The organism is Halomonas sp. 11-S5, from assembly GCF_029889825.1.
Lineage (GTDB): Bacteria > Pseudomonadota > Gammaproteobacteria > Pseudomonadales > Halomonadaceae > Halomonas.
Genome location: NZ_JARANW010000016.1, coordinates 55,802 through 77,508, shown reverse-complemented (window position 1 = coordinate 77,508; position 21,707 = coordinate 55,802). Strand labels below are relative to the sequence as shown.

General features: G+C 67.3%; 18 protein-coding genes and 1 pseudogene. 9 read left to right on the top strand and 10 right to left on the bottom strand.

Annotated features, from left to right (window positions below):
* Window positions 1-203: 203 nt before the first annotated feature.
* Both OP497_RS11965 and OP497_RS11960 read left to right on the top strand, forming a co-directional pair.
* Window positions 204-436, top strand: a pseudogene (locus OP497_RS11965) (transposase); the annotation flags it as partial.
* Window positions 437-1,045: 609 nt separating this feature from the next.
* Window positions 1,046-2,032, top strand: a complete 987-nt coding sequence (locus OP497_RS11960; RefSeq protein WP_280548661.1) for a serine/threonine protein kinase — start codon at window positions 1,046-1,048, stop codon at window positions 2,030-2,032.
* An 84-nt stretch (window positions 2,033-2,116) separates the two neighbouring features.
* On the opposite strand, the gene OP497_RS11955 is transcribed toward OP497_RS11960, so the two are convergent.
* Window positions 2,117-2,668 (bottom strand): hypothetical protein, encoded by a 552-nt coding sequence (locus tag OP497_RS11955; protein ID WP_280548659.1) that lies wholly within the window; start codon window positions 2,666-2,668, stop codon window positions 2,117-2,119.
* A gap of 281 nt (window positions 2,669-2,949) precedes the next feature.
* On the opposite strand from OP497_RS11955, the gene folE reads away from it, so the two are divergent.
* From folE to OP497_RS11940, 3 genes are all read left to right on the top strand, one after another.
* Complete coding sequence (folE, locus tag OP497_RS11950) at window positions 2,950-3,507, top strand: GTP cyclohydrolase I FolE (protein ID WP_106230364.1); 558 nt, start codon at window positions 2,950-2,952, stop codon at window positions 3,505-3,507.
* Between the two features lie 21 nt (window positions 3,508-3,528).
* Window positions 3,529-3,939: a dihydroneopterin triphosphate 2'-epimerase gene (gene folX / locus OP497_RS11945; RefSeq protein ID WP_106230363.1), complete on the top strand. Its 411-nt coding sequence runs from the start codon at window positions 3,529-3,531 to the stop codon at window positions 3,937-3,939.
* A gap of 117 nt (window positions 3,940-4,056) precedes the next feature.
* Complete coding sequence (locus OP497_RS11940) at window positions 4,057-5,514, top strand: NAD-dependent succinate-semialdehyde dehydrogenase (protein ID WP_280548654.1); 1,458 nt, start codon at window positions 4,057-4,059, stop codon at window positions 5,512-5,514.
* A gap of 246 nt (window positions 5,515-5,760) precedes the next feature.
* On the opposite strand, the gene purH is transcribed toward OP497_RS11940, so the two are convergent.
* The 7 genes from purH to dsbD form a co-directional block, all read right to left on the bottom strand.
* Window positions 5,761-7,341 carry a bifunctional phosphoribosylaminoimidazolecarboxamide formyltransferase/IMP cyclohydrolase gene (gene purH, locus OP497_RS11935; protein ID WP_280548652.1) on the bottom strand — a complete coding sequence of 527 codons (1,581 nt, stop codon included), beginning with the start codon at window positions 7,339-7,341 and terminating at the stop codon, window positions 5,761-5,763.
* An 80-nt stretch (window positions 7,342-7,421) separates the two neighbouring features.
* Window positions 7,422-7,760: a DNA-binding transcriptional regulator Fis gene (fis, locus tag OP497_RS11930; RefSeq protein ID WP_280548650.1), complete on the bottom strand. Its 339-nt coding sequence runs from the start codon at window positions 7,758-7,760 to the stop codon at window positions 7,422-7,424.
* The gene (gene dusB, locus OP497_RS11925; protein ID WP_280548648.1) at window positions 7,757-8,815 is read right to left on the bottom strand and encodes a tRNA dihydrouridine synthase DusB; all 1,059 of its coding nucleotides are present in this window, start codon (window positions 8,813-8,815) and stop codon (window positions 7,757-7,759) included. The genes fis and dusB overlap by 4 nt, the downstream gene beginning before the upstream one ends.
* Window positions 8,816-8,897: 82 nt before the next feature.
* Window positions 8,898-9,821, bottom strand: a complete 924-nt coding sequence (prmA, locus tag OP497_RS11920; protein ID WP_280548646.1) for a 50S ribosomal protein L11 methyltransferase — start codon at window positions 9,819-9,821, stop codon at window positions 8,898-8,900.
* A 230-nt stretch (window positions 9,822-10,051) separates the two neighbouring features.
* Complete coding sequence (gene accC / locus OP497_RS11915) at window positions 10,052-11,392, bottom strand: acetyl-CoA carboxylase biotin carboxylase subunit (RefSeq protein WP_280548643.1); 1,341 nt, start codon at window positions 11,390-11,392, stop codon at window positions 10,052-10,054.
* A 42-nt stretch (window positions 11,393-11,434) separates the two neighbouring features.
* Window positions 11,435-11,893, bottom strand: coding sequence for an acetyl-CoA carboxylase biotin carboxyl carrier protein (gene accB, locus OP497_RS11910; protein ID WP_280548641.1), 459 nt, complete (start codon window positions 11,891-11,893; stop codon window positions 11,435-11,437).
* Between the two features lie 205 nt (window positions 11,894-12,098).
* Window positions 12,099-13,994: a protein-disulfide reductase DsbD gene (dsbD, locus tag OP497_RS11905; RefSeq protein WP_280548640.1), complete on the bottom strand. Its 1,896-nt coding sequence runs from the start codon at window positions 13,992-13,994 to the stop codon at window positions 12,099-12,101.
* Window positions 13,995-14,200: 206 nt separating this feature from the next.
* On the opposite strand from dsbD, the gene OP497_RS11900 reads away from it, so the two are divergent.
* Entirely contained in the window at window positions 14,201-15,400 is a 1,200-nt protein-coding gene (locus OP497_RS11900) for a DUF2333 family protein (RefSeq protein ID WP_280548638.1), read from the top strand.
* A gap of 93 nt (window positions 15,401-15,493) precedes the next feature.
* Here the strand turns inward: OP497_RS11900 and ppa are convergent, their stop codons facing one another.
* The gene (gene ppa / locus OP497_RS11895) at window positions 15,494-16,024 is read right to left on the bottom strand and encodes an inorganic diphosphatase (RefSeq protein WP_280548635.1); all 531 of its coding nucleotides are present in this window, start codon (window positions 16,022-16,024) and stop codon (window positions 15,494-15,496) included.
* Window positions 16,025-16,242: 218 nt separating this feature from the next.
* On the opposite strand from ppa, the gene OP497_RS11890 reads away from it, so the two are divergent.
* Window positions 16,243-17,970, top strand: a complete 1,728-nt coding sequence (locus tag OP497_RS11890) for a bifunctional protein-serine/threonine kinase/phosphatase (RefSeq protein ID WP_280548633.1) — start codon at window positions 16,243-16,245, stop codon at window positions 17,968-17,970.
* A gap of 204 nt (window positions 17,971-18,174) precedes the next feature.
* Here the strand turns inward: OP497_RS11890 and OP497_RS11885 are convergent, their stop codons facing one another.
* Window positions 18,175-19,434: a 6-phosphofructokinase gene (locus OP497_RS11885; RefSeq protein ID WP_280548631.1), complete on the bottom strand. Its 1,260-nt coding sequence runs from the start codon at window positions 19,432-19,434 to the stop codon at window positions 18,175-18,177.
* Window positions 19,435-19,632: 198 nt separating this feature from the next.
* On the opposite strand from OP497_RS11885, the gene mpl reads away from it, so the two are divergent.
* A complete protein-coding gene (gene mpl / locus OP497_RS11880) occupies window positions 19,633-21,027 on the top strand; it encodes a UDP-N-acetylmuramate:L-alanyl-gamma-D-glutamyl-meso-diaminopimelate ligase (RefSeq protein WP_280548630.1) in 1,395 nt (464 codons plus the stop codon).
* Window positions 21,017-21,649, top strand: coding sequence for a flavin prenyltransferase UbiX (locus tag OP497_RS11875; protein WP_280548628.1), 633 nt, complete (start codon window positions 21,017-21,019; stop codon window positions 21,647-21,649). The genes mpl and OP497_RS11875 overlap by 11 nt, the downstream gene beginning before the upstream one ends.
* Window positions 21,650-21,707: the final 58 nt, after the last annotated feature.

The following is a 21,707-nucleotide window of genomic DNA, read 5'->3' as shown; positions in this document are numbered from 1 at the left end:
GCATGGGTCCTCCTTAGGCATATTGTTTGTTTGGCGATTAACAACATGCCGACCCATGCAGGTCTTTTCAATCATATCATCCTGATTTTCTTATCTATTTCGTGGGGATCCATCAGGGACTACCCGAGGTTTGACCGTGTGGTGCGGTCACTGGGAACCTCCAATCTCGGCCAAGTGATAGGAATTTACCAATGAGAGAGCGTATCAGCATCCCACCAATGCATTCTGTGTCACACTCGGTTACATCAAGGGGAAAAGTGCAATTTCGATAGCCAGGAACTTTATGGGTATAGCGAAAAATTTCACAGGCGAGAGCTTCTGGGCAAGAGGGTATTTTGTTTCGACAGTCGGGCTTGATGAAGACATGGTCCGTGCCTACATCCGTAACCAAGAAAAGTCTGATGAGCATTATGATCAGCTCAAGTTCGGCATGTGAAGATAGCCGCCTTCAGGCGGCTCAGGTTCTTGCCCCTTTGAGGGGCTAACAATATAAAGCCCCCGGCTTTGCCGGGGGATACTTACTCAATTGCCTACATCCAGAATCGCCTTTTTACATCTAGATGCTGGTCATGGTCATGACCACCGGGGCGACGCTGGACGCGCTGGCCGTGGCCTGCCGCCAGGCCGGTGCCGAGGAGGTGCAGGCCTGGGCGGTGGCCCGGACGCCGGCAGGGCGACATTGACGACCGGCACGGTCGCCGCCTGACACCAGGGCAATCGCAGTTACCCGAAGCGAGAGGCGCCGGGGACAGGTCGATGGGGAGGTCCTATGCCAGGGGTGAGGAGCACTGCTCCGAACGGGTTGGCCATGGAGGCCAGCACCGGACCTGCAAGCGGAGCGGGACGCGAGAGCGCAGCAGGGCATCGGTAGCGCCCAAGGAGGGGTTCACAGCGCCTCCTCGATGGTCCGACACTTCGGGACCTGTCGCCGGAACAGCTTCGAGCGTTACTTCCATCTGCGATAGCCCTGCGCCTGACACGCCTCCTGCGACACAGGCAGGCGCTTCCCTGTTAGCATGTGGTCCTCGATGCCTCGGGAGCCCCCATGAACACCACCCCTCATCCCTTTGCCCAGCTCTCGCCCGCCCGGGTGGTGGCGGCCGTGGAGTCGCTCGGCTTCTGGCTGCCCGGAGAGCCCTTTGCCCTCAACAGCTACGAGAACCGGGTCTTCCTGGTGCACGACGAGGAGCGCCGTCGCTGGGTGGTGAAGTTCTACCGCCCCGAGCGCTGGACGGACGCCCAGATCCGCGAGGAGCATGATTTCCTGGCCGAACTCGCCGCGGCCGAGGTGGCCGTGGCCGCCCCCTGGCGGGACGAGGCGGGCGAGAGCCTGCACCGCGCCGAGGGTTTTCGCTTCACGCTCTTCCCCCACCTGCCGGGGCAGGCGCCTGAACTGGAGAGTCCGGCTCACCTGTTCGCCCTGGGCGAGCTGATCGGCGCGGTGCATGCGGTGGGCGAACGGGGTCGCTTCGCGCAGCGTCGTCCGCTGGACCTGGATGGCATGGTGCTCGAGGCGCGTGACAAGGTGCTGGCAAGTCGCTGGCTGGATCGTCGCCAGCGTCAGGCTTACGAGCGCATCACCGCGACCCTGCATCGCCGCCTGGCGCCCCATGCCTGGGGCACGGAGCAGGCGATCCGCGTGCAGGGCGACTGCCATATCGGCAACATCCTCGGGCGTGACGAGCACTTTGCACTGGTCGACTTCGACGACTGTCTGATGGCCCCGGCGATCCAGGACCTGTGGATGCTGTTCACCGCGCAGGAGGAAGGGGAGCGCCAGATGCAGCTCTCCGAGGTGGCCGAGGGCTACGAACAGCACCGCGACTTTGACCGCCGCGAGCTTGCGCTGGTGGAGCCGCTGCGCACCCTGCGCCTGCTGCGCCACAGCGCCTGGCTGGTGGATCGCTGGGAGGATCCGGCCTTCCCTCTGGCGTTTCCCTGGCTGGCCGATGCCGGCTACTGGGACGGACACCTGCGCATGCTGGAGCAGCAGCGTCAGGCGCTGGAGGCCCGGCCTCGCTGGCTGGCCTGAGGCGGCCGACGGCTTGTCCGCCAGCATGACCAGCATGAAAAGACGCACCCCTTGGGGTGCGTCGCGTCGTGACCGGGGGTACGTTCAGTCGTCGTCGGGATCCGGTGCCTCGGCGGGAATCGGGTTGGCGACCCCGGCTCCCTCGGCCTGGCGGCGCTGCTCGTTGATCCTGGCGGCGGGGTTGTCCTGCTGTTCGATGGCCAGGTCGCTGGCCAGGCGCAGCTGGAAGGTCTGCTCCGGGAGCAGACGGCAGTTGCCGTCCTGGCAGGCGGCGAGTCCGAAATTGCCGTCCGCATCGTAGGCGGCAGCGGAGATCTCGCCGCTGTAGATCTCGCTCTCGCTGCCGTCGGTCTCGATGCAGGTCAGCGACTGGGTGGTCAGGCGGATGCGCTCGCCGTCGAGGCGGGCGTCGCCGATCAGCACGCAGTATTCCGGCAGGGCATGGGAGGCGTCGCCATCGGCCACCGGGTGGAGCACCACGTCGTTGCGTTCCGGCGCCTGTGCGGAGAGCGTCAGCACGTCGATGACCTGGACGTCGACGGTGGCATCGGCCGGCAGTTCGAGGGTATCGCTCATGGCCAGGGTCGGCATCGCCAGCAGGGCGGCCATCAGCAGAGAGGCATGGGTCTTGATCATGTCGGGCTCTCGAGGGTGACTTGGGCACAGCATGAAGCAGTCGCTACCTTATCACAGACCGGGCTGGCCGGCAGCCGGCCGGTGGCGGTGAAGACGCGACATGATGTCACTCTCCGGCAATGACCGCCGCTGCGTTGTCAGGCGTCATGCGCTAGACTAACGAGTCCCGAGACTCTTTTATTGTACAAGATTAAAAACTTGTATATCTTCTGTACATGTAGTGATGGCCAGGCCATCCACCAACGACCCATCGGACACCGACATTGCCACGGGGCCTGACCATGACCGAAGAACTCGCCAACCACTATCGCCGGATCATCCACGAGCTGGGGGAGGACCCCGACCGTGAGGGGCTGCGCGACACCCCGAAGCGGGCCGCCAAGGCGATGCAGTTCCTCAACCGGGGCTATACCCAGTCGCTGGAGGAGATCGTCAACGGCGCGGTGTTCGAGTCGGAGACCGACGAGATGGTGCTGGTCAAGGATATCGAGCTCTACTCCATGTGCGAGCACCACCTGCTGCCCTTTATCGGCAAGTGCCATATCGCCTACCTGCCCAGCGGCAAGGTGCTGGGGCTCTCCAAGTTCGCGCGTATCGTCGACATGTATGCCCGGCGCATGCAGATCCAGGAGAACCTGACCCGCCAGATCGCCGAGGCGGTGCTGCAGGTCACCGAGGCCCGCGGGGTGGCGGTGGTGATCGAGGCGCGCCACCTGTGCATGATGATGCGCGGGGTGGAGAAGCAGAATTCCAGCATGACCTCCTCGGTGATGCTCGGTGCCTTCCGCGAGAAGCAGAGCACGCGCCAGGAATTCCTCACCCTGGTGAACGGCCGCTGATTCCCCCGCAAGGAGCCCCCCATGCCGATGCATGCCCTGGACGACCAGCATTTCGACCATGACCTCGCCACGATCCGCATCAAGAATCTGCGGCTGCGGACCCACATCGGCATCAAGGATGACGAGATCAAGAACCGCCAGGACGTGGTCATCAATGCCGTGATCCGCTATCGCGCCGACAAGGCCGTCGAGTTCAACCATATCGAGCAGGCGCTCAACTACCGCACCATCACCAAGCAGGTGATCGCCCTGGTGGAGGACCACCGCTTCCTGCTGCTCGAGCGCATGACCCGCGAGGTGCTGGACCTGATCATGGGTCACGACCAGGTGCTGACCGCCCAGGTGGAGATCGACAAGCCCCATGCGCTGCGCTTCGCCGACTCCGTCTCCATCACCCTCTCCGATTCCCGGGAACCGCGCCGGCCACGCTGAGCCTTGGCCCGCGTCGGCGATATATAGATAAAGGACCCCGGTGCTTGGTGCACCGGGGTCTTTCGCTTAGCATGGGGGCAAACCGACAAGAGGCCGCCTTTGCGGCAGGAGACGATCATGCAAGCCCTCAAGGAAACGCAGCTCTACTGTCCCTTCGCCTACATCGACGGCAGCTGGGTCGCCGCCGACAGCGGCGAGCAGATCAACGTCCTCAACCCGGCCACCGGCGAGGCCATGGGGGACGTGCCGCGCCTGGGGCGGGCCGAGACCGAGCGGGCCATCGCCGCGGCCGATGCCGCCCTGCCGGCGTGGCGTGCGATGACCGCGCAGGAGCGCGCCGACATCCTGATGAAGTGGCACGACCTGATGCTCGAGCACCAGGACGACCTGGCCATGATCATGACCTTCGAGCAGGGCAAGCCGCTCAAGGAGGCCGCCGGCGAGATCGCCTATGCGGCGAGCTTCCTGCGCTGGTTCGCCGAAGAGGCGCGGCGCATCTACGGCGAGACAGTGCCCGCCGCCAAGCCCAACCAGCGCATCGTGGTCACCAAGCAGCCCGTCGGCGTGGTGGGGGCGATCACCCCCTGGAACTTCCCCGCGGCGATGATCACCCGCAAGGCGGGTGCCGCCCTGGCCGCCGGCTGCACCATCGTGGTCAAGCCGGCCAGCCAGACCCCGTTCTCCGCCACTGCCCTTGCCAAGCTGGCCGAGCGGGCGGGGGTGCCGCGCGGGGTGTTCAACGTGGTGCCGGGCCGCGCCTCCGAGATCGCCGCGGCGATGACCGAGTCGCCGCTGGTGCGCAAGATCACCTTCACCGGCTCCACCGAGGTGGGTCGCCAGCTGATGGCCCAGGCCTCCCAGCACATCCAGAAGATCTCCCTGGAGCTGGGCGGCAACGCCCCCTTCATCGTCTTCGAGGATGCCGACCTGGACGCCGCGGTGGAGGGGGCCATGGCCGCCAAGTTCCGTAACGCCGGCCAGACCTGCGTCTGCACCAACCGCTTCCTGGTCCAGTCCAGCGTGGTCAATGCCTTCTGCGAGAAGCTGGCGGTCGCCATGAACAGCGAGCTCAAGGTCGGTGATGGCACCCAGGAGGGGATCAACATCGGCCCGCTGATCGACGACAAGGCGGTGGCCAAGGTCAGCGAGCATGTCCATGATGCCGTGGACCAGGGCGCCGAGCTCTTGCTGGGGGGCCATCCGCACCCGCTGGGCGGCAACTTCTTCACGCCGACCCTGATCAGCTCCGCCCATGACCGGATGAAGGTGGCCCACGAGGAGACCTTCGGTCCGCTGGCGGCGGTCTTCCCCTTCGATGACGAGGAGGACGCCGTCAACATGGCCAACGACACCGAGTACGGCCTGGCCTCCTACTTCTACTCCCGGGACCTGGGGCGCGTCTGGCGCGTCGCCGATGCCCTGGAGTACGGCATGGTCGGCATCAACACCGGGCTGATCTCCAACGCCGCCGCGCCCTTCGGCGGGGTCAAGGCCTCGGGCCTGGGTCGCGAGGGTGGCCACCAGGGACTGGAGGAGTTCCTGGAGACCAAGTACCTCTGCATCGATCTGGGTTGACAGCGACAAGGCTCAAGGAGCAAGGGACAAGCGGCTCGTCGACGGGCCGCCGTATCTCCCACGAAAAACCCCACCGTGGCCAGTGGCCCGGTGGGGTTAATTGTGTGGTGCAAGAAGCTGTCTTGGTTGGCGAAGCCAAGGCGAAGGGCCCAGCATTGGGTTCCTTGCTCCTTGCTCCTTGCTCCTTGCTCCTTGCTCCTTGCTCCTTGCTCCTTGCTCCTTGCTCCTTGCTCCTCGCCGCAGGCGTCAGTGCCGGAAATGGCGCATGCCGGTGAAGACCATGGCGATGCCGGCCTCGTTGGCGGCGTCGATCACTTCCTGGTCGCGCATCGAGCCGCCGGGCTGGATCACCGCGGCGATGCCGGCGGCGGCCGCGGCGTCGATCCCGTCGCGGAAGGGGAAGAAGGCGTCACTGGCCATCACCGAGCCGGGGACCGAGAGGCCCTCGTCGGCGGCCTTGATGCCGGCGATCTTCGCCGAGTAGACCCGGCTCATCTGGCCGGCGCCCACGCCGATGGTCTGGCCGGCCTTGGCGTAGACGATGGCGTTGGACTTGACGTACTTGGCCACCTTCCAGGCGAAGGCCAGGTCGCGCATCTCCTGCTCGCTGGGCACCCGCTCGGTGACCACGGTCAGCTCGTCGCGGCCGACCATACCCAGGTCGCGGTCCTGCACCAGCAGGCCACCGGTGACGCGCTTGAAGTCATGGGCATGCTCGCGCTCGCCGGGCCACGTCGCGCCGACATCGAGCAGGCGCACGTTCTTCTTCTCGGCGACGATGGCGAGTGCCGCCTCCTCGATCCCCGGGGCGATGATCACCTCGACGAACTGGCGGTCGACGATGGCCCGGGCGGTATCGGCGGTAAGCGGCACGTTGAAGGCGATGATACCGCCGAAGGCGCTGGTCGGGTCGGTGGCAAACGCCTTTTCATAGGCCTCTGTCGGGCTCGCGCCCACCGCCACGCCGCAGGGGTTGGCGTGCTTGACGATCACGCAGGCGGTGTCGGTGAAGGCCTTGACGCACTCGAAGGCAGCATCGGTGTCGGCGACGTTGTTGAAGGAGAGCGCCTTGCCCTGCAGCTGGGTGGCGGTGGCCACGCAGGCCTCGCTGGCGTCGGCTTCCACGTAGAAGGCGGCACTCTGGTGAGGGTTCTCGCCGTAGCGCATGGCCTGCTTCTTCTCGAACTGCAGGTTGTAGGTGCGCGGGAAGCCGTCCTCACCGCCGGGCACTCGCTGGCCCAGGTAGTCGGCGATGGCGGCATCGTAGCCGGCGGTATGCTCGAAGGCCTTGACCGCCAGGTCGAAGCGGGTGGCATCACTCACCGCGCCATCCCCGGCGGCGATCTCGCCCAGCACCCGGGCGTAGTCGCCGGCATCCACCACGATGGTGGTATGGGCATGGTTCTTGGCACAGGCACGCACCATGGTCGGGCCACCGATGTCGATGTTCTCGATGGCGTCCTCGAGGGTGCAGTCCGGACGCGCCACGGTGGCCGAGAAGGGGTAGAGGTTGACCACCACCATGTCGATGGGGTCGATGCCGTGTTCCGCCATCACCGCGTCATCCTGGCCGCGGCGGCCCAGGATGCCGCCGTGGATCTTCGGGTGCAGTGTCTTGACCCGGCCGTCCATGATCTCGGGGAATCCGGTGTGCTCGGAGACCTCGGTCACATCGATGCCATTCTCCTGGAGCAAGCGGAAGGTGCCACCGGTGGAGAGCAACGCGACGCCCTGCTCGACGAGGCCGCGGGCGAAGTCGATGATGCCGGTCTTGTCGGAAACGCTGATCAGGGCGCGGCGAACCGCGGCGGAGGAGGCTTGGGCCATGGGAGTCACTCTTCTGTCGGTGGGGGTGAACGGGGCGGCGGAAAAGCGAAGGGAGCCCACAGGCTCCCTCGGTGGACCGGTCAGATCAGGCCATAGTGCTTGAGCTTCTTGCGCAGGGTCCCGCGGTTGAGGCCGAGCATCTCGGCGGCGCGGGTCTGGTTGCCCTGGGTATGGTCGAGGACCGAGGACAGCAGCGGGGCCTCGACCTCGGCCATCACCATGGCGTAGAGATCGGTGACGCTGCTGCCGTCGAGGTGGTCGAAGTAGCGGGTCAGCGAGGCTTCCACGGCCTCGCGCAGGGGCCGGTCGTCCTGTGGGGCCGGGCGGACGCCTTCAGTCAGCATGGCGACATCACGGGAGGCCCGGGCATCCAGCTCGGGCAGCGCGACTTTCTGGTCAAAGGAGTGGCTGCTGGTCATGCGGCACAGATTCCATCCGGTGCCACGGCCCGGGCAACGCGACCTGGCGTCGCGGCGGGGTCGTGACGAAAGAGTTCATCGATGAAGCGACGCTGGGCTTGGCGACGCTCCAGGCCATTGAAGGTGGCCCGCAGGGCACGCCGCCCTGCGTCGTCGAAACGTTCATCTCCGGCCAGGTACCAGCCAAGATGCTTGCGCGCGATGCGCACCCCCAGATGCCTGCCGTAGAAGTCATGCAGGGCCGCGAGGTGGTCGCGAAGTACCTCGGCGCGCTCCTCGTCCCCCGGCGGGGCAAGTCGCTGGCCATGGCGCAGGTAGTGGTCGATCTCGCGGAAGATCCAGGGATTGCCCTGGGCCGCGCGACCGACCATCACCGCATCCGCACCAGTATAGTCGAGGATCCGGCGCGCCTTGTCGGGAGAATCGATGTCGCCGTTGGCGAACACCGGGAGGCCCACGGCGGCCTTGATGGCGGCGATGGTGTCATACTCCGCCTCGCCGGCGTAGCGCTGCTGGCGATGGCGGCCATGCACGGCCAGGGCCTGGATGCCGGCGTCCTCGGCGATGCGCGCGACCTGCACGCCGTTGTTGCTGTCGGCGCACCAGCCGGTACGGATCTTCAGGGTCACCGGCACGTCCACCGTGGCGACCACCGCCTCGAGAATCTCGGCCACCAGGGCCTCGTCGCGCAGCAGGGCGGAGCCGGCCGCCTTGTTGCAGACCTTCTTGGCCGGGCAGCCCATGTTGATGTCGATGATCTCGGCGCCCATCTCGGCATTGAGGCGCGCCGCCTCGGCGAGCATCTCGGCGTCGCCGCCGGCGATCTGCACGCTGCGCGGGCCCGGCTCGCCACGGTGGTCCATGCGCAGCCGGGACTTGCGGGTATGCCACAGGCCGGGGTCCGAGGTGACCATTTCGCCCACCACCAGGCCGGCCCCGAGGCGGCGACACAGCGTCCGGAACGGGCGGTCGGTGACCCCGGCCATGGGCGCCAGGACCACCCGGTTTGGCAGTGAGTGGTGGCCGATGCGGGGCAGGGGACGAGAGTCGGGCATGGTCGGGGTCGCTGGCGTCAGGGGCTGCATATCATACGCCCCCGGTCGACGTTGGTGAACCGCTACTCAAGGCGAAGGCCTGTCAGGGGCGGCGCCCGGCGGATCGCCGCCCGGAGAGTCGCACCCAGCCCTCGCGGACCTCCGGCTCGTCCATGACCAGGCCCTGTCCGCGGTAGGCCTCGAGGACCGCCTCGGCCTGGCCCTCGAGGATGCCCGAGAGGGCCAGGCGCCCCCCCGGTGCCACGCGGCCGGCGATCTCGTCAGCCAGCTCCACCAGGGGCCCGGCGAGGATGTTGGCGACCACCAGCGGGACGTCGCCCGGCTCGAGCTGCTCGGGATAGCAGAGCCGGAAGTCGGCCTCGGTTACGCCGTTGCGCTGGGCATTGTCGCGGCTGGCCTGCAGCGCCTGGGGGTCGATATCGGTGCCGGTGGCCCGCCGGGCCCCGAGCTTGAGGGCAGCGATGGCCAGGATGCCCGAGCCGCAGCCCACGTCGAGCACCGCCAGGCCCTGCAGTTCGCCGGCCACCGCCAGGCCGTCGAGCCAGGCCAGGCACAGCGCCGTGGTGGGGTGGGTGCCGGTGCCGAAGGCCAGCCCCGGGTCCAGGTGCAGGTTGACGGCGTCGGGCTCCGGCGGAGTGTGCCAGCTGGGCACGATCCACAGCTTCTCGCCCATCCGCAGGGGGTGGAAGTCGTCCATCCACTCGCGCTCCCAGTCGCGGTCGGCCAGCAGCTCGACCTCGACCTCGGGGCAGGGTTCCTCGGGGCACTCGGCGGCCCAGGCCTGGCGCACCCGGTCGAGCATTGCATCAATGCCCTCGAGGTCGTCGTAGAGGCCGGTGAGCACCGTCTCGTCCCACAGCGGGGTGGTGCCCCGCTGTGGCTCGAAGACCGGGTCATCGAAGGCGTCCTGGAGGGTGATGGCGGTGGCGCCCTCGGCGAGCAGCAGCTCCTCGAGGAGCTCGGCGTGCTCGGGGGCTATTCGGGCCTTGAGTTGCATCCAGGGCATGGGACGTTCCGTGGTCGCTAGGAGAGTTGAAACCAGTGCCGGGCTGATGTCGTCGCTTGGGCTGGCAGCGAGGGGCGCCGGGGACAGGCCGAAGAGGGGGTCCTATGCCAGGGATGGCATCGGTAGCGCCCAAGGACGGGTTCACAGCGCCCCCTCGAAGGCCTGTCGACGGATCAGCCCCGAGCACTTCCGCGCACGGGGCTGAATCACTTGGGTATGAAGCGGGAGAGTTACAGCCCCAGCTTCTTCTCCAGGTAGTGGATATTGACGCCGCCCTGCTGGAAGTAGCCGTCGCGCACCAGGTCCTTGTGCAGGTCGGTGTTGGTCTTGATGCCTTCCACCAGCAGCTCGTCCAAGGCGTTGCGCATACGGATCAGTGCCGTCTCCCGGTCCACGCCCCAGGTGATCAGCTTGCCGATCAAGGAGTCGTAGTGGGGCGGTACGGTGTAGCCCGTGTAGACATGGGAGTCCATGCGCACGCCGAGCCCGCCGGGCGGGTGGTAGAGGGTCACCTTGCCGGGCGAGGGCATGAAGGTCCGGGCATCCTCGGCGTTGATGCGGCACTCGAAGGAGTGACCGCTGATCTTGACGTCCTCCTGGCGGACCGACAGCGGCAGGCCCGAGGCGATGCGCAGCTGCTCGCGGACGATGTCCACGCCGGTGACCATCTCGGTGACGGGGTGCTCCACCTGGACCCGCGTATTCATCTCGATGAAGAAGAACTGGCCGTCCTCGTAGAGGAACTCGAAGGTGCCGGCGCCGCGGTAGCCGATGGTGATGCACGCCTCTCGGCACGCATCGAGGACCTCGGCGCGGGCGGCCTCGTCGATGCCCGGGGCGGGGGCCTCCTCGATCACCTTCTGGTGACGGCGCTGCAGCGAGCAGTCGCGATCATAGAGGTGGATGGCGTTGCCCTGGCCATCGGCGAGTACCTGCACCTCCACATGGCGCGGATTCTCGAGAAACTTCTCCATGTAGACGGTGCCGTCGCCGAAGGAGGAGTAGGCCTCGGTGCGGGTGACGTTGACCGCCGAGAGCAGGTGCGCCTCGGTGTGCACCACGCGCATGCCGCGACCGCCGCCGCCGGCGGCGGCCTTGATGATCACCGGGTAGCCGATGCGCCGGGCCACGGCGAGGATCTCCTCCTCGTCGTCACCCAGGGGGCCGTCGGAGCCGGGCACCGTTGGCACGCCGGCCTTCTTCATCGACTCGATGGCACTGACCTTGTCGCCCATCAGACGGATGGTCTCGGCACGGGGACCGATGAAGATGAAACCGGAGCGTTCGACCTGCTCGGCGAAGTTGGCATTCTCGGAGAGAAAGCCGTAGCCGGGGTGGATGGCACTGGAGTCTGTGACTTCCGCGGCGCTGATCAGTGACGGGATGTTCAGGTAGGAGTTCGCCGAGGATGCCGGCCCGATACATACGGCCTCGTCTGCCAGGCGTACGTGCATGAGCTCGCGGTCGGTCGTCGAGTGGACCGCCACCGTCTTGATGCCCAGCTCCTTGCAGGCGCGCAGGATGCGCAGGGCAATCTCGCCACGATTGGCGATGAGGACCTTGTCCAGCATGAGGAATCCGCCAGTTGGTGAATGATGAGGACAGGGGAAATGTCAGGCGATGACGAACATCGGCTGGTCGAACTCGACCGGTTCGCCGTCCTCGATCAGGAAGGCCTCGATCACGCCGTCGCGATCGGCTTCGATCTGGTTCATCATCTTCATCGCTTCGACGATGCAGATGGTCTCGCCCTTCTTGACGCTCGAGCCGACCTCGACGAAGGCCTTGGAGCCGGGTGCTGGCGAGCGGTAGAAGGTGCCGACCATCGGCGAGTTGACGCTATGGCCTTGGTAGGCCGGCGAGGCATCGGCGGCGGGTTCGGCAGCCGGGGGCAGCGCCTGGGAGGCTGACGCTGCCTGTGCCTCATGGGGCTGGGGCGTGGGTGCCTGCCAGTTCGTGCCGTTGGGGTGGCGGCTGATGCGAACCGATTCCTCCCCTTCCTGGATCTCGATCTCGCTGATGTCGGACTCTTCGAGCAGCTCGATCAGCTTCTTGACCTTGCGGATATCCATGACGTTGTCTCGACCGGTGGGGTTGGGGATGATCCGGGGTGCTGTCAACCCCGGCCAACTTGCAATAGATCGCAGCAAGATGGCGTGTCTTGAGGCATCTATTGACCATAAAAGAACAATTAGGCCGGAGTCTGCCGAAAATCGGCAAGGATGTCCAGCCGTACAGGAACACCGTTCGAGATGGGTTTGCCGGCGCGGCGCGGGGTCAGCCTTGCCGGTTCTTGAGCCAGTCCAGCACGCCCTCCAGGTGGCTGGCCAGCTGAGGGGCATTCACTTCGCCCTGAACGCGGGCATCGCGAAGTTCCTTGCCGCCGTCGAAGAACAGCAGGCTGGGCGGGCCGAACAGCTGGAAGTGGTTCAGCACCGCGCGACTGGTGGCGTCGCTCTCTGTGACGTCGACGTTGATGCGCCGGAAGTGGGTCAGCTGGCCGGCCACGTCGGGCGACGGGTAGACCTCGCGTTCCATCACCTTGCAGGAGATGCACCAGTCGGCGGTGACATTGACGAAGGCCGGTTCGTCGCTCTCGGCCAGCGAGGCCCGCAGGGCGTCGAGGTCCTCCACGGTGGTGATCTCTTGGACGACGCTGGCCGACTCCCCGATCGAGGTGCCGGCTACCGGGTTGGCGGGTGCCAGGGGCCGCAGCGGGTCATCCCCGCCGCGGGAGGCGCCGATCACCAGGGCGATACCCCAGATCAGCAACATCAGGCCTGCGGCCTGACGGACCCGGGGCCAGCCCTGGGCCTGGTTGACGGTCAACGCCCCCAGGGCCAAGGCGCTACCGATGGCCAGCCCGGCCCACAGCAGTAGGGCGATGCTGCCCGGCACCAGGCGCTCCACCAGCCAGATGGCGACGCCCAGCAGCAGGATGCCGAAGGCGGCCTTGATGCCGTTCATCCAGGCGCCGGCGCGGGGCAGTAGGGTGGTACCGAAGGTACCCACCAAGAGCAGCGGTACGCCCATGCCCAGCGCCAGCGCGAACAGCGCCACCCCGCCCATCAGCGCATCGCCGGTGGTGGAGATGAACACCAGGGCCCCGGCCAGCGGCGCCGAGACGCAGGGCGAAACCACCAGCACCGACAGCGCCCCGGCCAGGGCCAAGCCGGCGGGGCCGCTGCGCTGGGCTCGGGCCTGCCAGCCATCGATGCGGCTGGCAAGCTGGGGCGAGAGGCGCAGGTCGAAGGCGCCGAACATGGCCAGGGCGAAGAGCGTGAAGAGTACGGCGAAGGGGATCAGTACCGGGGCCGACTGCAGGCGGGCCTGGAGGTTGAGGCCGGCACCGAACAGGCCCATCAGCATCCCCACGGCGGCATAGGTGAGCGCCATCCCGGCCACGTAGCTGGCCGAGAGGACGAAGGCTCGGGATCGGGTCGGGTGCTGGCCGACGATGATCGAGGAGAGGATCGGCACCATCGGCAGCACGCAGGGCGTAAAGGTCAGCCCCAGGCCGGCGAGGAAGAAGAGCCCGAGGACCAGCGGCAGACTGGCCTCGGCCATCAGGGTGCGGAAGCGGCCATCCTCGCTCTGGGGGGCACCACCGATGGCCGGGGCGACGTCGCGTCCGGACGCCTCGTCGGCGGCAGGCGTCGTGCTGCCGGGGGCGTCGTTGCCGGAGGCAGCCGCGTCATCGGACGGCGTCCAGCCGGCGAAGATGGCCGGTGCCTCACCCTCGGGGGCGGTCAGCTCGACGCGTTCCGGTGGATAGCAGAGGCCTGCATCGGCACAGCCCTGGAAGGTCAGGGTGATGTCCAGCGGGCCCTGGTGGCCCGGCTCGAGGGGCACCTCGAAGACCACGTTGTCATAGAAGACATTGACGTCACCCAGGAATTCGTCGCTCTTGGCCAGCCCCGGAGGGAGCTCAGGGTCGCCCAGCTCGAGACCTCCCACGTCTGTCTCTACGGCGAACTGGTGGCGATAGAGGTAGTAGCCTTCGGCGTTCTCAAAGCCCACATGGAGGGTCTGGCCATCGTGCCAGGCGCTGGGCTGGAAGGCCTCCAGGACAGGCAGGAACGCCTCGTCGTCATCTTGGGAGAACCACTGGGCCTGGGCCCCCAGCGGCAGCAGAAGCGTGATCAGCAGGGCGAGTCGCAGGACGGTTGGCACAGCACTTCCTTGATAGCGGTGAACTGTTTGGTGGCACGGCGCGAATTGGACCCCGTTTCGCGAGGCCGGGTTCCGTCCATCGGCGGCGAGGCCAAGGTCCTGCTAGGATATCGCAGTAGTGGGAGAGCTGTTGATGGCCTCCCGTCTGGAAGGCTGCGCCGTATTGTCGCGTCGCCGGAAGTTTTCATCATCAAGGGAACCTGATCATGGCGTTGACGCAAAAGGGTGCCGCCAGGCGCCGCAGTCGGACCGAGATGCTTGAACACCCGGAGTATGGCTGGATCTGGAAGCCGTTGCTGGCACTGCTGGTGATCTACCTGGTGGTGTGTCTGGGGCTGGGGATCTGGTGGAGCCGTACGCCGGGAAGCTTCGATGTGGAACAGGCCGTCACCAAACAGCGTGGCGCGGCATCGGGCAGCCCGGCGGCCCGCGGCGCCGTGACCACCGCTAGCCTGATGACCCTGGTCGAGACCCTGCTCGAGAAGCCGGGGGGGTACCTGCGCAACGATGTGGCCCCACCCGGGTTGTGGCTCGACAACATGCCGGCCTGGGAGCTGGGCGTGTTCATCCAGGCGCGTCGGCTCTCGAGGTCGCTGCCGGCCATGGAGCAGTCATCGACTCCGGTGCTGCAGCGCGTGCAGCAGCGCCTGATGGGAGACAGTCGCGACTGGCTCTATCCCGCCACCGAGAAGCGTCTGACGCAGGCCCTGGACGAGCTGGGCGGCTATCTCGATGCGCTCGGGAAGGACGGTGATGCCGCCTTCGGTGATCAGGGCCAGGGCCTCGCGGCCTGGCTCGAGGCGATCACCGGATCGCTGGACGAGCTGGGGCTGCGGCTCTCGGCGAGCATCGGCAGCCGCGATGAGTTGCGCGACCTGGATATCGACGCCGAGGCCCTGCCGGCGCGCACGCCCTGGTATCGGGTCGATGACGTCTTCTTCGAGGCTCGCGGCCAGGCCTGGGCCCTGCTGCATCTGCTTGAGGCGGTGCGGCGTGACCAGGCCGACGTGCTGGCCTCGGCCGGCGTCACCGAACGCTGGGGGCAACTGGTGGCCGAGCTCGAGCTTAGCCAGCGCCGGCTGTGGAGTCCGCTGGTCCTCAACGGCTCGGGCTTTGGTATCTTCGCCAACCATTCGCTGGTGCTGGCCAACCACATGGTGCGTGCCCGGGACCTGGCGAGGCAGGTCACCGAGGGCCTGGCCGAGGTGACACCCACGCCGGCCCCCACCGCCAGCGAAGGCGTCGCCGAAGAGCCGGCCGTTGAAGAGCCGGCCGCCGATTCCGGCGAGGGCGAAATATCTTCTCCCGGTGGCGAGCAGACGCCCGGTGAGGCGGCAGAGCAGAGCCGCGACAGCGCCACGGCCGATGATGGTGCCACGGCTGGGGGTGAGCCGCCGGCGAACTGACGACCGAGGATATCGCGCAACGACAACGGGCCGCCCGAGGGGTGGCCCGTTGTCGTGTCAGGCGGTGCTGTCGATGACCGCTGTATTCGAGGGTCAGGCCTTGTCGTGGGCCGCCACGGCCTTCTCGATGGCCTTGCGAGCGGCGTCTACGCCTTCCCAGGATTCCACCTTGACCCACTTGCCCTTCTCGAGATCCTTGTAGTTCTCGAAGAAGTGGGCGATCTGCTGGCGCAGCAGCTCGGGCAGGTCGGTGACTTCCTGGATGTCGTCATAGAGGCTGGAGAGCTTGGGGTGCGGGACACACACCAGCTTGGCGTCCTCGCCGGCCTCGTCGGTCATGTTGAGGATGCCCACCGGGCGGGCGCGGATCACGGCGCCGGGCTGGACCGGGTAGGGCGTCACCACCAGGGCGTCCAGGGCGTCGCCGTCGTCGGCCAGGGTGTGCGGGATGAAGCCGTAGTTGGCCGGATAGAACATCGGGGTCGCCATGAAACGGTCGACCAGCAGGGCGCCCATGTCCTTGTCGATCTCATACTTGATCGGCGCGTGGTTGGCGGGGATCTCGATCGCCACGTAGATATCGTTGGGGAGATCCTTGCCGGCGGGGATGTTGTCGAAATTCATCGTCGCTTCCTTGGGTTGGCAATAATAAGGCTTGGCGAATCGGGCAGGCGCAAAATCCGCCGAATTATACGAACCCGCGGCGGGGATTACCAATGGGCCTTAGGTGGCATGCTGTCTTTGGTCGATGGGCCCGCCGGCGGGGCAGGGTGTATGATGGGTCTCCGATGGAAGGCGTCGGCCACCGGCCGGCGGTTCGCGCCGATTGCGAGGAGAATGCCTTGACACCCGTGCAACTGTCACTGAGCTACGGTCAGGCCTTCGTGGCGCCTGATCGGCGGCGGCATCGCAGCTCGATGTCGGTGCGCTTCCCCGAGCCCCCCTTGCTCGCGGCGAAGGGCGCCTGCGCCCTGATCAGTGACTCCACCTTGCGCAACAACCTGGCGAAGCAGGCGGGCGATCTCAGCGTCAAGGGGTTTCTGACCGACTACTTCGCCACCCCCGACCACTGGGACGTCAAGACCTCGGCGACCCGCGTGCTGCGTGCGCTGAACGCCTGGTGCTTCAGCCAGAATCGCCAGATGGCGGACGGCAGCTATGTCTCCTCGCTCTCCGCCATGGTCTACCGGGGGCGCGAGGCGCATCTCTTCCATATGGGAGATACCCTGGTGTTTCGCCTGCGCGGCGCCGAGTTCGAGCAGCTCTCCCGGGATCATGTCACCGACCTGGGCGGCTATCGCTACCCCTCCCGGGCCATGGGCATGGACAGCGGCCTGGAGATCGATTACGCCAGCATGCCCCTCAAGCAGGGGGACATCTTCCTGTTCACCACTCAGGCGGTGCAGGGCACCCTGATGCCCTCGGATTACGTGCGGCTGATCCGCGAGGATGCCAGTGACCTGGATGCCGCCTGCGAGCGCCTGGGTGCGGCGGCCCGTGACCGGGCCCAGGAGCGGGGCTACGGCGGCGATCAGTTCTGTTTCCAGCTGGTACGCATCGATGCCCTGCCCGAGGCATCGGAGGACCAGCCCGGCCGCGTCTATGGCGACTTGCCGATTCCCCCGGAACTCTCGCCCGGTGATCGTCTCGATGGCCTCGAGATGCTGTCGGTGCTCTCGCGCACGGCCCAGTCGCGGGTCTACCAGGTGCGCGACCTGCATAGCGGCCGCGAGATGGTGATGAAGGCGCCCAGTCCCGAGCTCTCCAGCCGCAATGCCTACCTGGAGCACTTCCTGCTACAGCAGTGGGTGGTGGAGCGCGTCACGTCGCCCTTCGTGGTGCGCATCATGGAGCCCTCGCGGCCGCGGCGCTTCCTTTACTACCTGATGGCCCACGTCAAGGGCGAGACCCTGACCGAATGGGCCCGGCGCCATCCCCAGGCCAGCCTCGAGCAGCGCCTCGACATCGCCAATCAGCTGGGCAAGGCGGTGCAGGCACTGCATCACCGCGACTTGCTGCACCAGCGCATCCATCCCGACAATGTGCTGATCGATGTACATGGCCAGGTCGTGCTGGCCGACTTCAGCGCCTGCCACCTGCGTGACGTGGACGGTCATCGCCGCTCGCGGGGGCTGGTTCGCCAGCTCGGGCTGACCGAGCATAGCGCGCCCGAGTATGCGCTGGAGGACGATGTCGGCCGTCGCAGCGACCAGTACTCCCTGGCCTCGACCATCTATTGGCTGCTCACCGGCGAGCTGCCCTATGCGCTGACGCCGAACCGGCTGCGTAGCCATACCGACCTGGAGCAGCTGGCCTATCGCAGCGCCCGCACTCTGAATCCGGAGGTGCCCGTGGCCCTGGACGATGCCCTGCGCCGGGCCCTGGATCCCCAGCGTGCGCTGCGCTTCCGGCGCATGTCGGAGTTCCGTCGCGCGCTGCGCCCGCCGCGTGATCCGGCCGGTGGCTCGGGGGAAGGCGGCTCGCACAGGCCGCGGGAACCCGCCCGCTTCTGGCAGGGCGTGGCGGGCATCCTGCTGCTGCTGCTGGTGCTCTCCTGGTTGTTGCGATAAGGCCCTTCGGGCAGCTCCAAGCGACAAGCACCGAGCGCCGAGCAGTCTGGTGACGGGCGGTAAGTAGTGAGATCGAGCCGGGAACGAAAAGACCCCGCCGGACTTGATACCTGGCGGGGACTCGTTGGCATCGGTGCTAGCGCCGATCTTTCATCGTTGGCCGCTTGGCCGCTTGGCCGCTTGGCCGCTTGGCCGCTTGGCCGCCTAGATCGTGAACTCGGGCAGCTTGCGCTCGACCCGAGCCAGCCTGAGATGCGCCACCTTCGGCAGGCCGTTCTCGAAGGGCGGAAAGTCCTCGCCCTGGATCAGCGGCGACAGGTACCGGCGGCAGGCCTCGGTGATGCCGAAGCCGTCCTCGCGAATGAACTCCCGCGGCATGAACTTCTCGCGGTTGGCGACCTCGGCCAGCGGGGCCGCCTCGATGCGCCACTCGTAGGGGGTCTCGCTGACGCGCTTGATGGTCGGCATCATGGAGTTCTTGCCCGCGATGGCCAGTTCCACGGCCTTCTCGCCCACCGCGTAGGCCTGCTCGACGTCGGTCTTCGAGCCTAGGTGGCGGGCGGCCCGCTGCAGGTAGTCGGCCACCGCCCAGTGGTACTTGTAGCCCAGATCCTGCTTGACCATGCCAGCCAGGGTCGGCGCCACGCCGCCCAGCTGGCGGTGGCCGAACGCGTCGGTGTTGCCGGAGTCGGCGAGGAAGGTGCCGTCCTCGTAGCGCGCCCCCTCGGAGACCACGATCACGCAGTAGCCGTATTGCTTGACCGATTCCTCCACCCGGGCCATCACCCGAGCGCGGTCGAAGTGGACCTCGGGGAAGATCACCAGGTGGGGCGGCTCGCCCTCGCCCTGGCCGGCCAGCGCCCCCGCGGCAGCGATCCATCCCGCATGGCGGCCCATCACCTCGAGCACGAACACCTTGGTGGAGGTGGCGCACATCGAGGCGATGTCCAGCGAGGCCTCCAGGGTGGAAGTGGCGATGTACTTGGCCACGCTGCCGAAGCCCGGGGAGTTGTCGGTGATCGGCAGGTCGTTGTCCACGGTCTTGGGCACATGGATGGCCGTCAGCGGATAGCCGAGCTTCTCGGAGAGCTGCGAGACCTTGAGGCAGGTATCGGCACTGTCGCCGCCGCCGTTGTAGAAGAAGTAGCGGATGTCGTGGGCCTTGAAGACCTCGATCAATCGCTCGTACTGGGCGCGGTGGGACTCGATGTCCTTGAGCTTGTAGCGGCAGGAGCCGAAGGCGCCCCCGGGGGTGTGACGCAGGGCGGCGATGGTCTCGTCCGACTCCTGACTGACGTCGATCAGGTCCTCGGTGAGGGCGCCGATGATGCCGTTGTGGCCGGCGTAGACCTTGCCGATCCGGTCCGGGTGGCGGCGGCAGGCTTGGATCACGCCGCAGGCGCTGGCGTTGATCACGGCGGTGACGCCGCCGGACTGGGCGTAGAAGGCATTGTGCTGGGCCATGGGGCTTACCTGTTCCTGGTCACGTCGAGGGATCCGAAAACCCGTGAGTCTAGCCGAAAGTGGCATTGGCTGCACCTGCATGCCCGCCAGGCCCAAGTCGCCTTGGGCCCCGGTGGCGGCTGGAGCGCGCCGAGGGGGCCATGCTAGTCTCGCGCAGGTCGCGCCGCGGCTGGCGGCGAAAAGATTCCCGGAGAGCGCATGCACCTTCATATCCTCGGTATCTGCGGTACCTTCATGGGCAGCCTGGCCCTGCTCGCTCGCGAGCAGGGCCACACGGTCAGCGGCTCGGATGCCAACGTCTATCCGCCCATGAGTACCCAACTCGAGGAGGCGGGCATCGTCCTGTGCGAGGGGTACTCGGCGGACAATCTCTCGCCGCGTCCGGACCGGGTGGTGATCGGCAATGCCCTCTCCCGCGGCAACCCCGAGGTCGAGGCGGTCCTGGACCAGGGGCTGCCCTATGTCTCCGGCCCGGAGTGGCTGGCCGAGCAGGTACTGCCCAGGCGGCGGGTGATCGCCGTGGCCGGTACCCACGGCAAGACCACCACGGCGAGCCTGTTGGCCTGGCTGCTGGAGTCCGGCGGCCAGGCGCCGGGCTTTCTGATCGGTGGGGTGCCGCGCAACTTCGGCGTCTCGGCCCGGCTCGGCGCCCATGATGCCCCCTTCGTGGTGGAGGCCGACGAGTACGACACGGCCTTCTTCGACAAGCGCTCCAAGTTCGTCCACTACCGCCCCGAGATCGCCATCCTGGGCAACCTGGAGTTCGACCACGCCGACATCTTCGACGACCTGGGCGCCATCGAGCGGCAGTTCCACCACCTGGTGCGGACCGTCCCCGGGCGGGGTCGCCTGCTGGTGGCCGATGGCGAGCCGGCCCTGGACCGGGTGCTCGAGATGGGATGCTGGACTCCGGTGGAGCGCTTCGGCACCCAGGTGACAAGCCCCTGGCGGCTGGAGCTCGAGCGCGAGGATGCTTCGCGCTTCCGGGTCATCCATGAGCGCCACGATGGCGTAGCCGAGGTGAACGAGGATGCGGTGGTCGACTGGGGGCTGACCGGTGCCCACAACGCCCGCAACGCCCTGGCGGCCCTCGCGGCGGCGAGTGCCTGCGGGGTCGACCTGCCGCGCGCCGCCGCTGCGCTGTCGCGTTTCGCGACGCCGCGGCGGCGCCAGGAGGTGCGTGGCGAGGTGGCGGGGATCGAGGTCATCGATGACTTCGCCCATCACCCCACGGCGATCGCCGCCACCCTGGAGGGGCTGCGGGCCGCGACGCCGCGAGGGCGACTGCTGGCGGTGATCGAGCCGCGCTCCAATACCATGCGACTGGGCACCCTACGCGACCGGCTGGCGGCAAGCGTCGCCGCCGCCGATGCCGCCTTCTGGTTCCAGCCGCCGGGGCTGGACTGGTCGTTGTCGCCGGTGCTCGAGGCGAGCCCGGTGCCGGCCCGGCTGCTCGACGACCTCGATGCCCTGGTGGACACCCTGGTCGCGGAGGCGCGGCCGCTGGACCGTATCGTGGTGATGTCCAACGGAGGCTTCGGCGGCATCCACGAGAAGCTGCTGGCCGCCCTGGAGGTGGCCCATGCCGACTGAGCTGCGTGACCCGGTCACGGTGGCCCTGACCGGCGCCTCGGGGGCTCAGTACGGGCTGCGGCTGATCGAGGCGCTGGTGGCAGCCGACCACCAGGTCTGGGTGATGATCTCCAAGGCCGCCCACCTGGTGATCGCCACCGAGACCGACCGCGAGCTGCCGGCGCGTCCCGCCCGGCTGACGGAGGTGCTTACCGAGCGCAGCGGGGCGGCGCCCGGCCAAGTCCGCTGCTTCGCCCGCGAGGACTGGATGGCCCCGGTCGCCTCGGGGTCCGGGGCGCCCTCGGCCATGGTGATCTGCCCCTGCAGCACCGGGACTCTCTCGGCGGTGGCCACCGGGGCTAGCAACAACCTCATCGAGCGCGCCGCCGACGTGGCGCTCAAGGAGCGGCGCAAGCTGATCCTGGTGCCCCGCGAGACCCCGTTCTCGGCGATTCACCTGGAGCACATGCTCGCCCTGACTCGCATGGGGGCGGTGATCCTGCCCGCTGCCCCGGGGTTCTATCATCGGCCGGCGTCGATAGACGACCTGGTCGACTTCATCGTGGCGCGGATCCTCAACCAGCTGGGGATCGCGCATCGCCTGATGCCCCGCTGGGGGGACCCGGCTTCGCCGGGAGCTTGAAGCCATAAGCTTGAAGCGGGAAGAAAAAACCGACCCGGGCGGCGACCAGCAGTAGGGG

What these genes read in the sequence shown, in the direction of transcription:
- folE (WP_106230364.1), top strand. Translation starts at nt 2,950, where the DNA reads ATGACCGAAGAACTCGCCAACCACTATCGCCGGATCATCCACGAGCTG.
- OP497_RS11960 (WP_280548661.1), top strand. Translation starts at nt 1,046, where the DNA reads ATGAACACCACCCCTCATCCCTTTGCCCAGCTCTCGCCCGCCCGGGTG.
- purH (WP_280548652.1), bottom strand. Translation starts at nt 7,341, where the DNA reads ATGGCCCAAGCCTCCTCCGCCGCGGTTCGCCGCGCCCTGATCAGCGTT.
- OP497_RS11875 (WP_280548628.1), top strand. Translation starts at nt 21,017, where the DNA reads ATGCCGACTGAGCTGCGTGACCCGGTCACGGTGGCCCTGACCGGCGCC.
- OP497_RS11900 (WP_280548638.1), top strand. Translation starts at nt 14,201, where the DNA reads ATGGCGTTGACGCAAAAGGGTGCCGCCAGGCGCCGCAGTCGGACCGAG.
- OP497_RS11885 (WP_280548631.1), bottom strand. Translation starts at nt 19,434, where the DNA reads ATGGCCCAGCACAATGCCTTCTACGCCCAGTCCGGCGGCGTCACCGCC.
- ppa (WP_280548635.1), bottom strand. Translation starts at nt 16,024, where the DNA reads ATGAATTTCGACAACATCCCCGCCGGCAAGGATCTCCCCAACGATATC.
- folX (WP_106230363.1), top strand. Translation starts at nt 3,529, where the DNA reads ATGCCGATGCATGCCCTGGACGACCAGCATTTCGACCATGACCTCGCC.
- prmA (WP_280548646.1), bottom strand. Translation starts at nt 9,821, where the DNA reads ATGCCCTGGATGCAACTCAAGGCCCGAATAGCCCCCGAGCACGCCGAG.
- mpl (WP_280548630.1), top strand. Translation starts at nt 19,633, where the DNA reads ATGCACCTTCATATCCTCGGTATCTGCGGTACCTTCATGGGCAGCCTG.
- dusB (WP_280548648.1), bottom strand. Translation starts at nt 8,815, where the DNA reads ATGCCCGACTCTCGTCCCCTGCCCCGCATCGGCCACCACTCACTGCCA.
- accB (WP_280548641.1), bottom strand. Translation starts at nt 11,893, where the DNA reads ATGGATATCCGCAAGGTCAAGAAGCTGATCGAGCTGCTCGAAGAGTCC.
- fis (WP_280548650.1), bottom strand. Translation starts at nt 7,760, where the DNA reads ATGACCAGCAGCCACTCCTTTGACCAGAAAGTCGCGCTGCCCGAGCTG.
- accC (WP_280548643.1), bottom strand. Translation starts at nt 11,392, where the DNA reads ATGCTGGACAAGGTCCTCATCGCCAATCGTGGCGAGATTGCCCTGCGC.
- OP497_RS11940 (WP_280548654.1), top strand. Translation starts at nt 4,057, where the DNA reads ATGCAAGCCCTCAAGGAAACGCAGCTCTACTGTCCCTTCGCCTACATC.
- OP497_RS11955 (WP_280548659.1), bottom strand. Translation starts at nt 2,668, where the DNA reads ATGATCAAGACCCATGCCTCTCTGCTGATGGCCGCCCTGCTGGCGATG.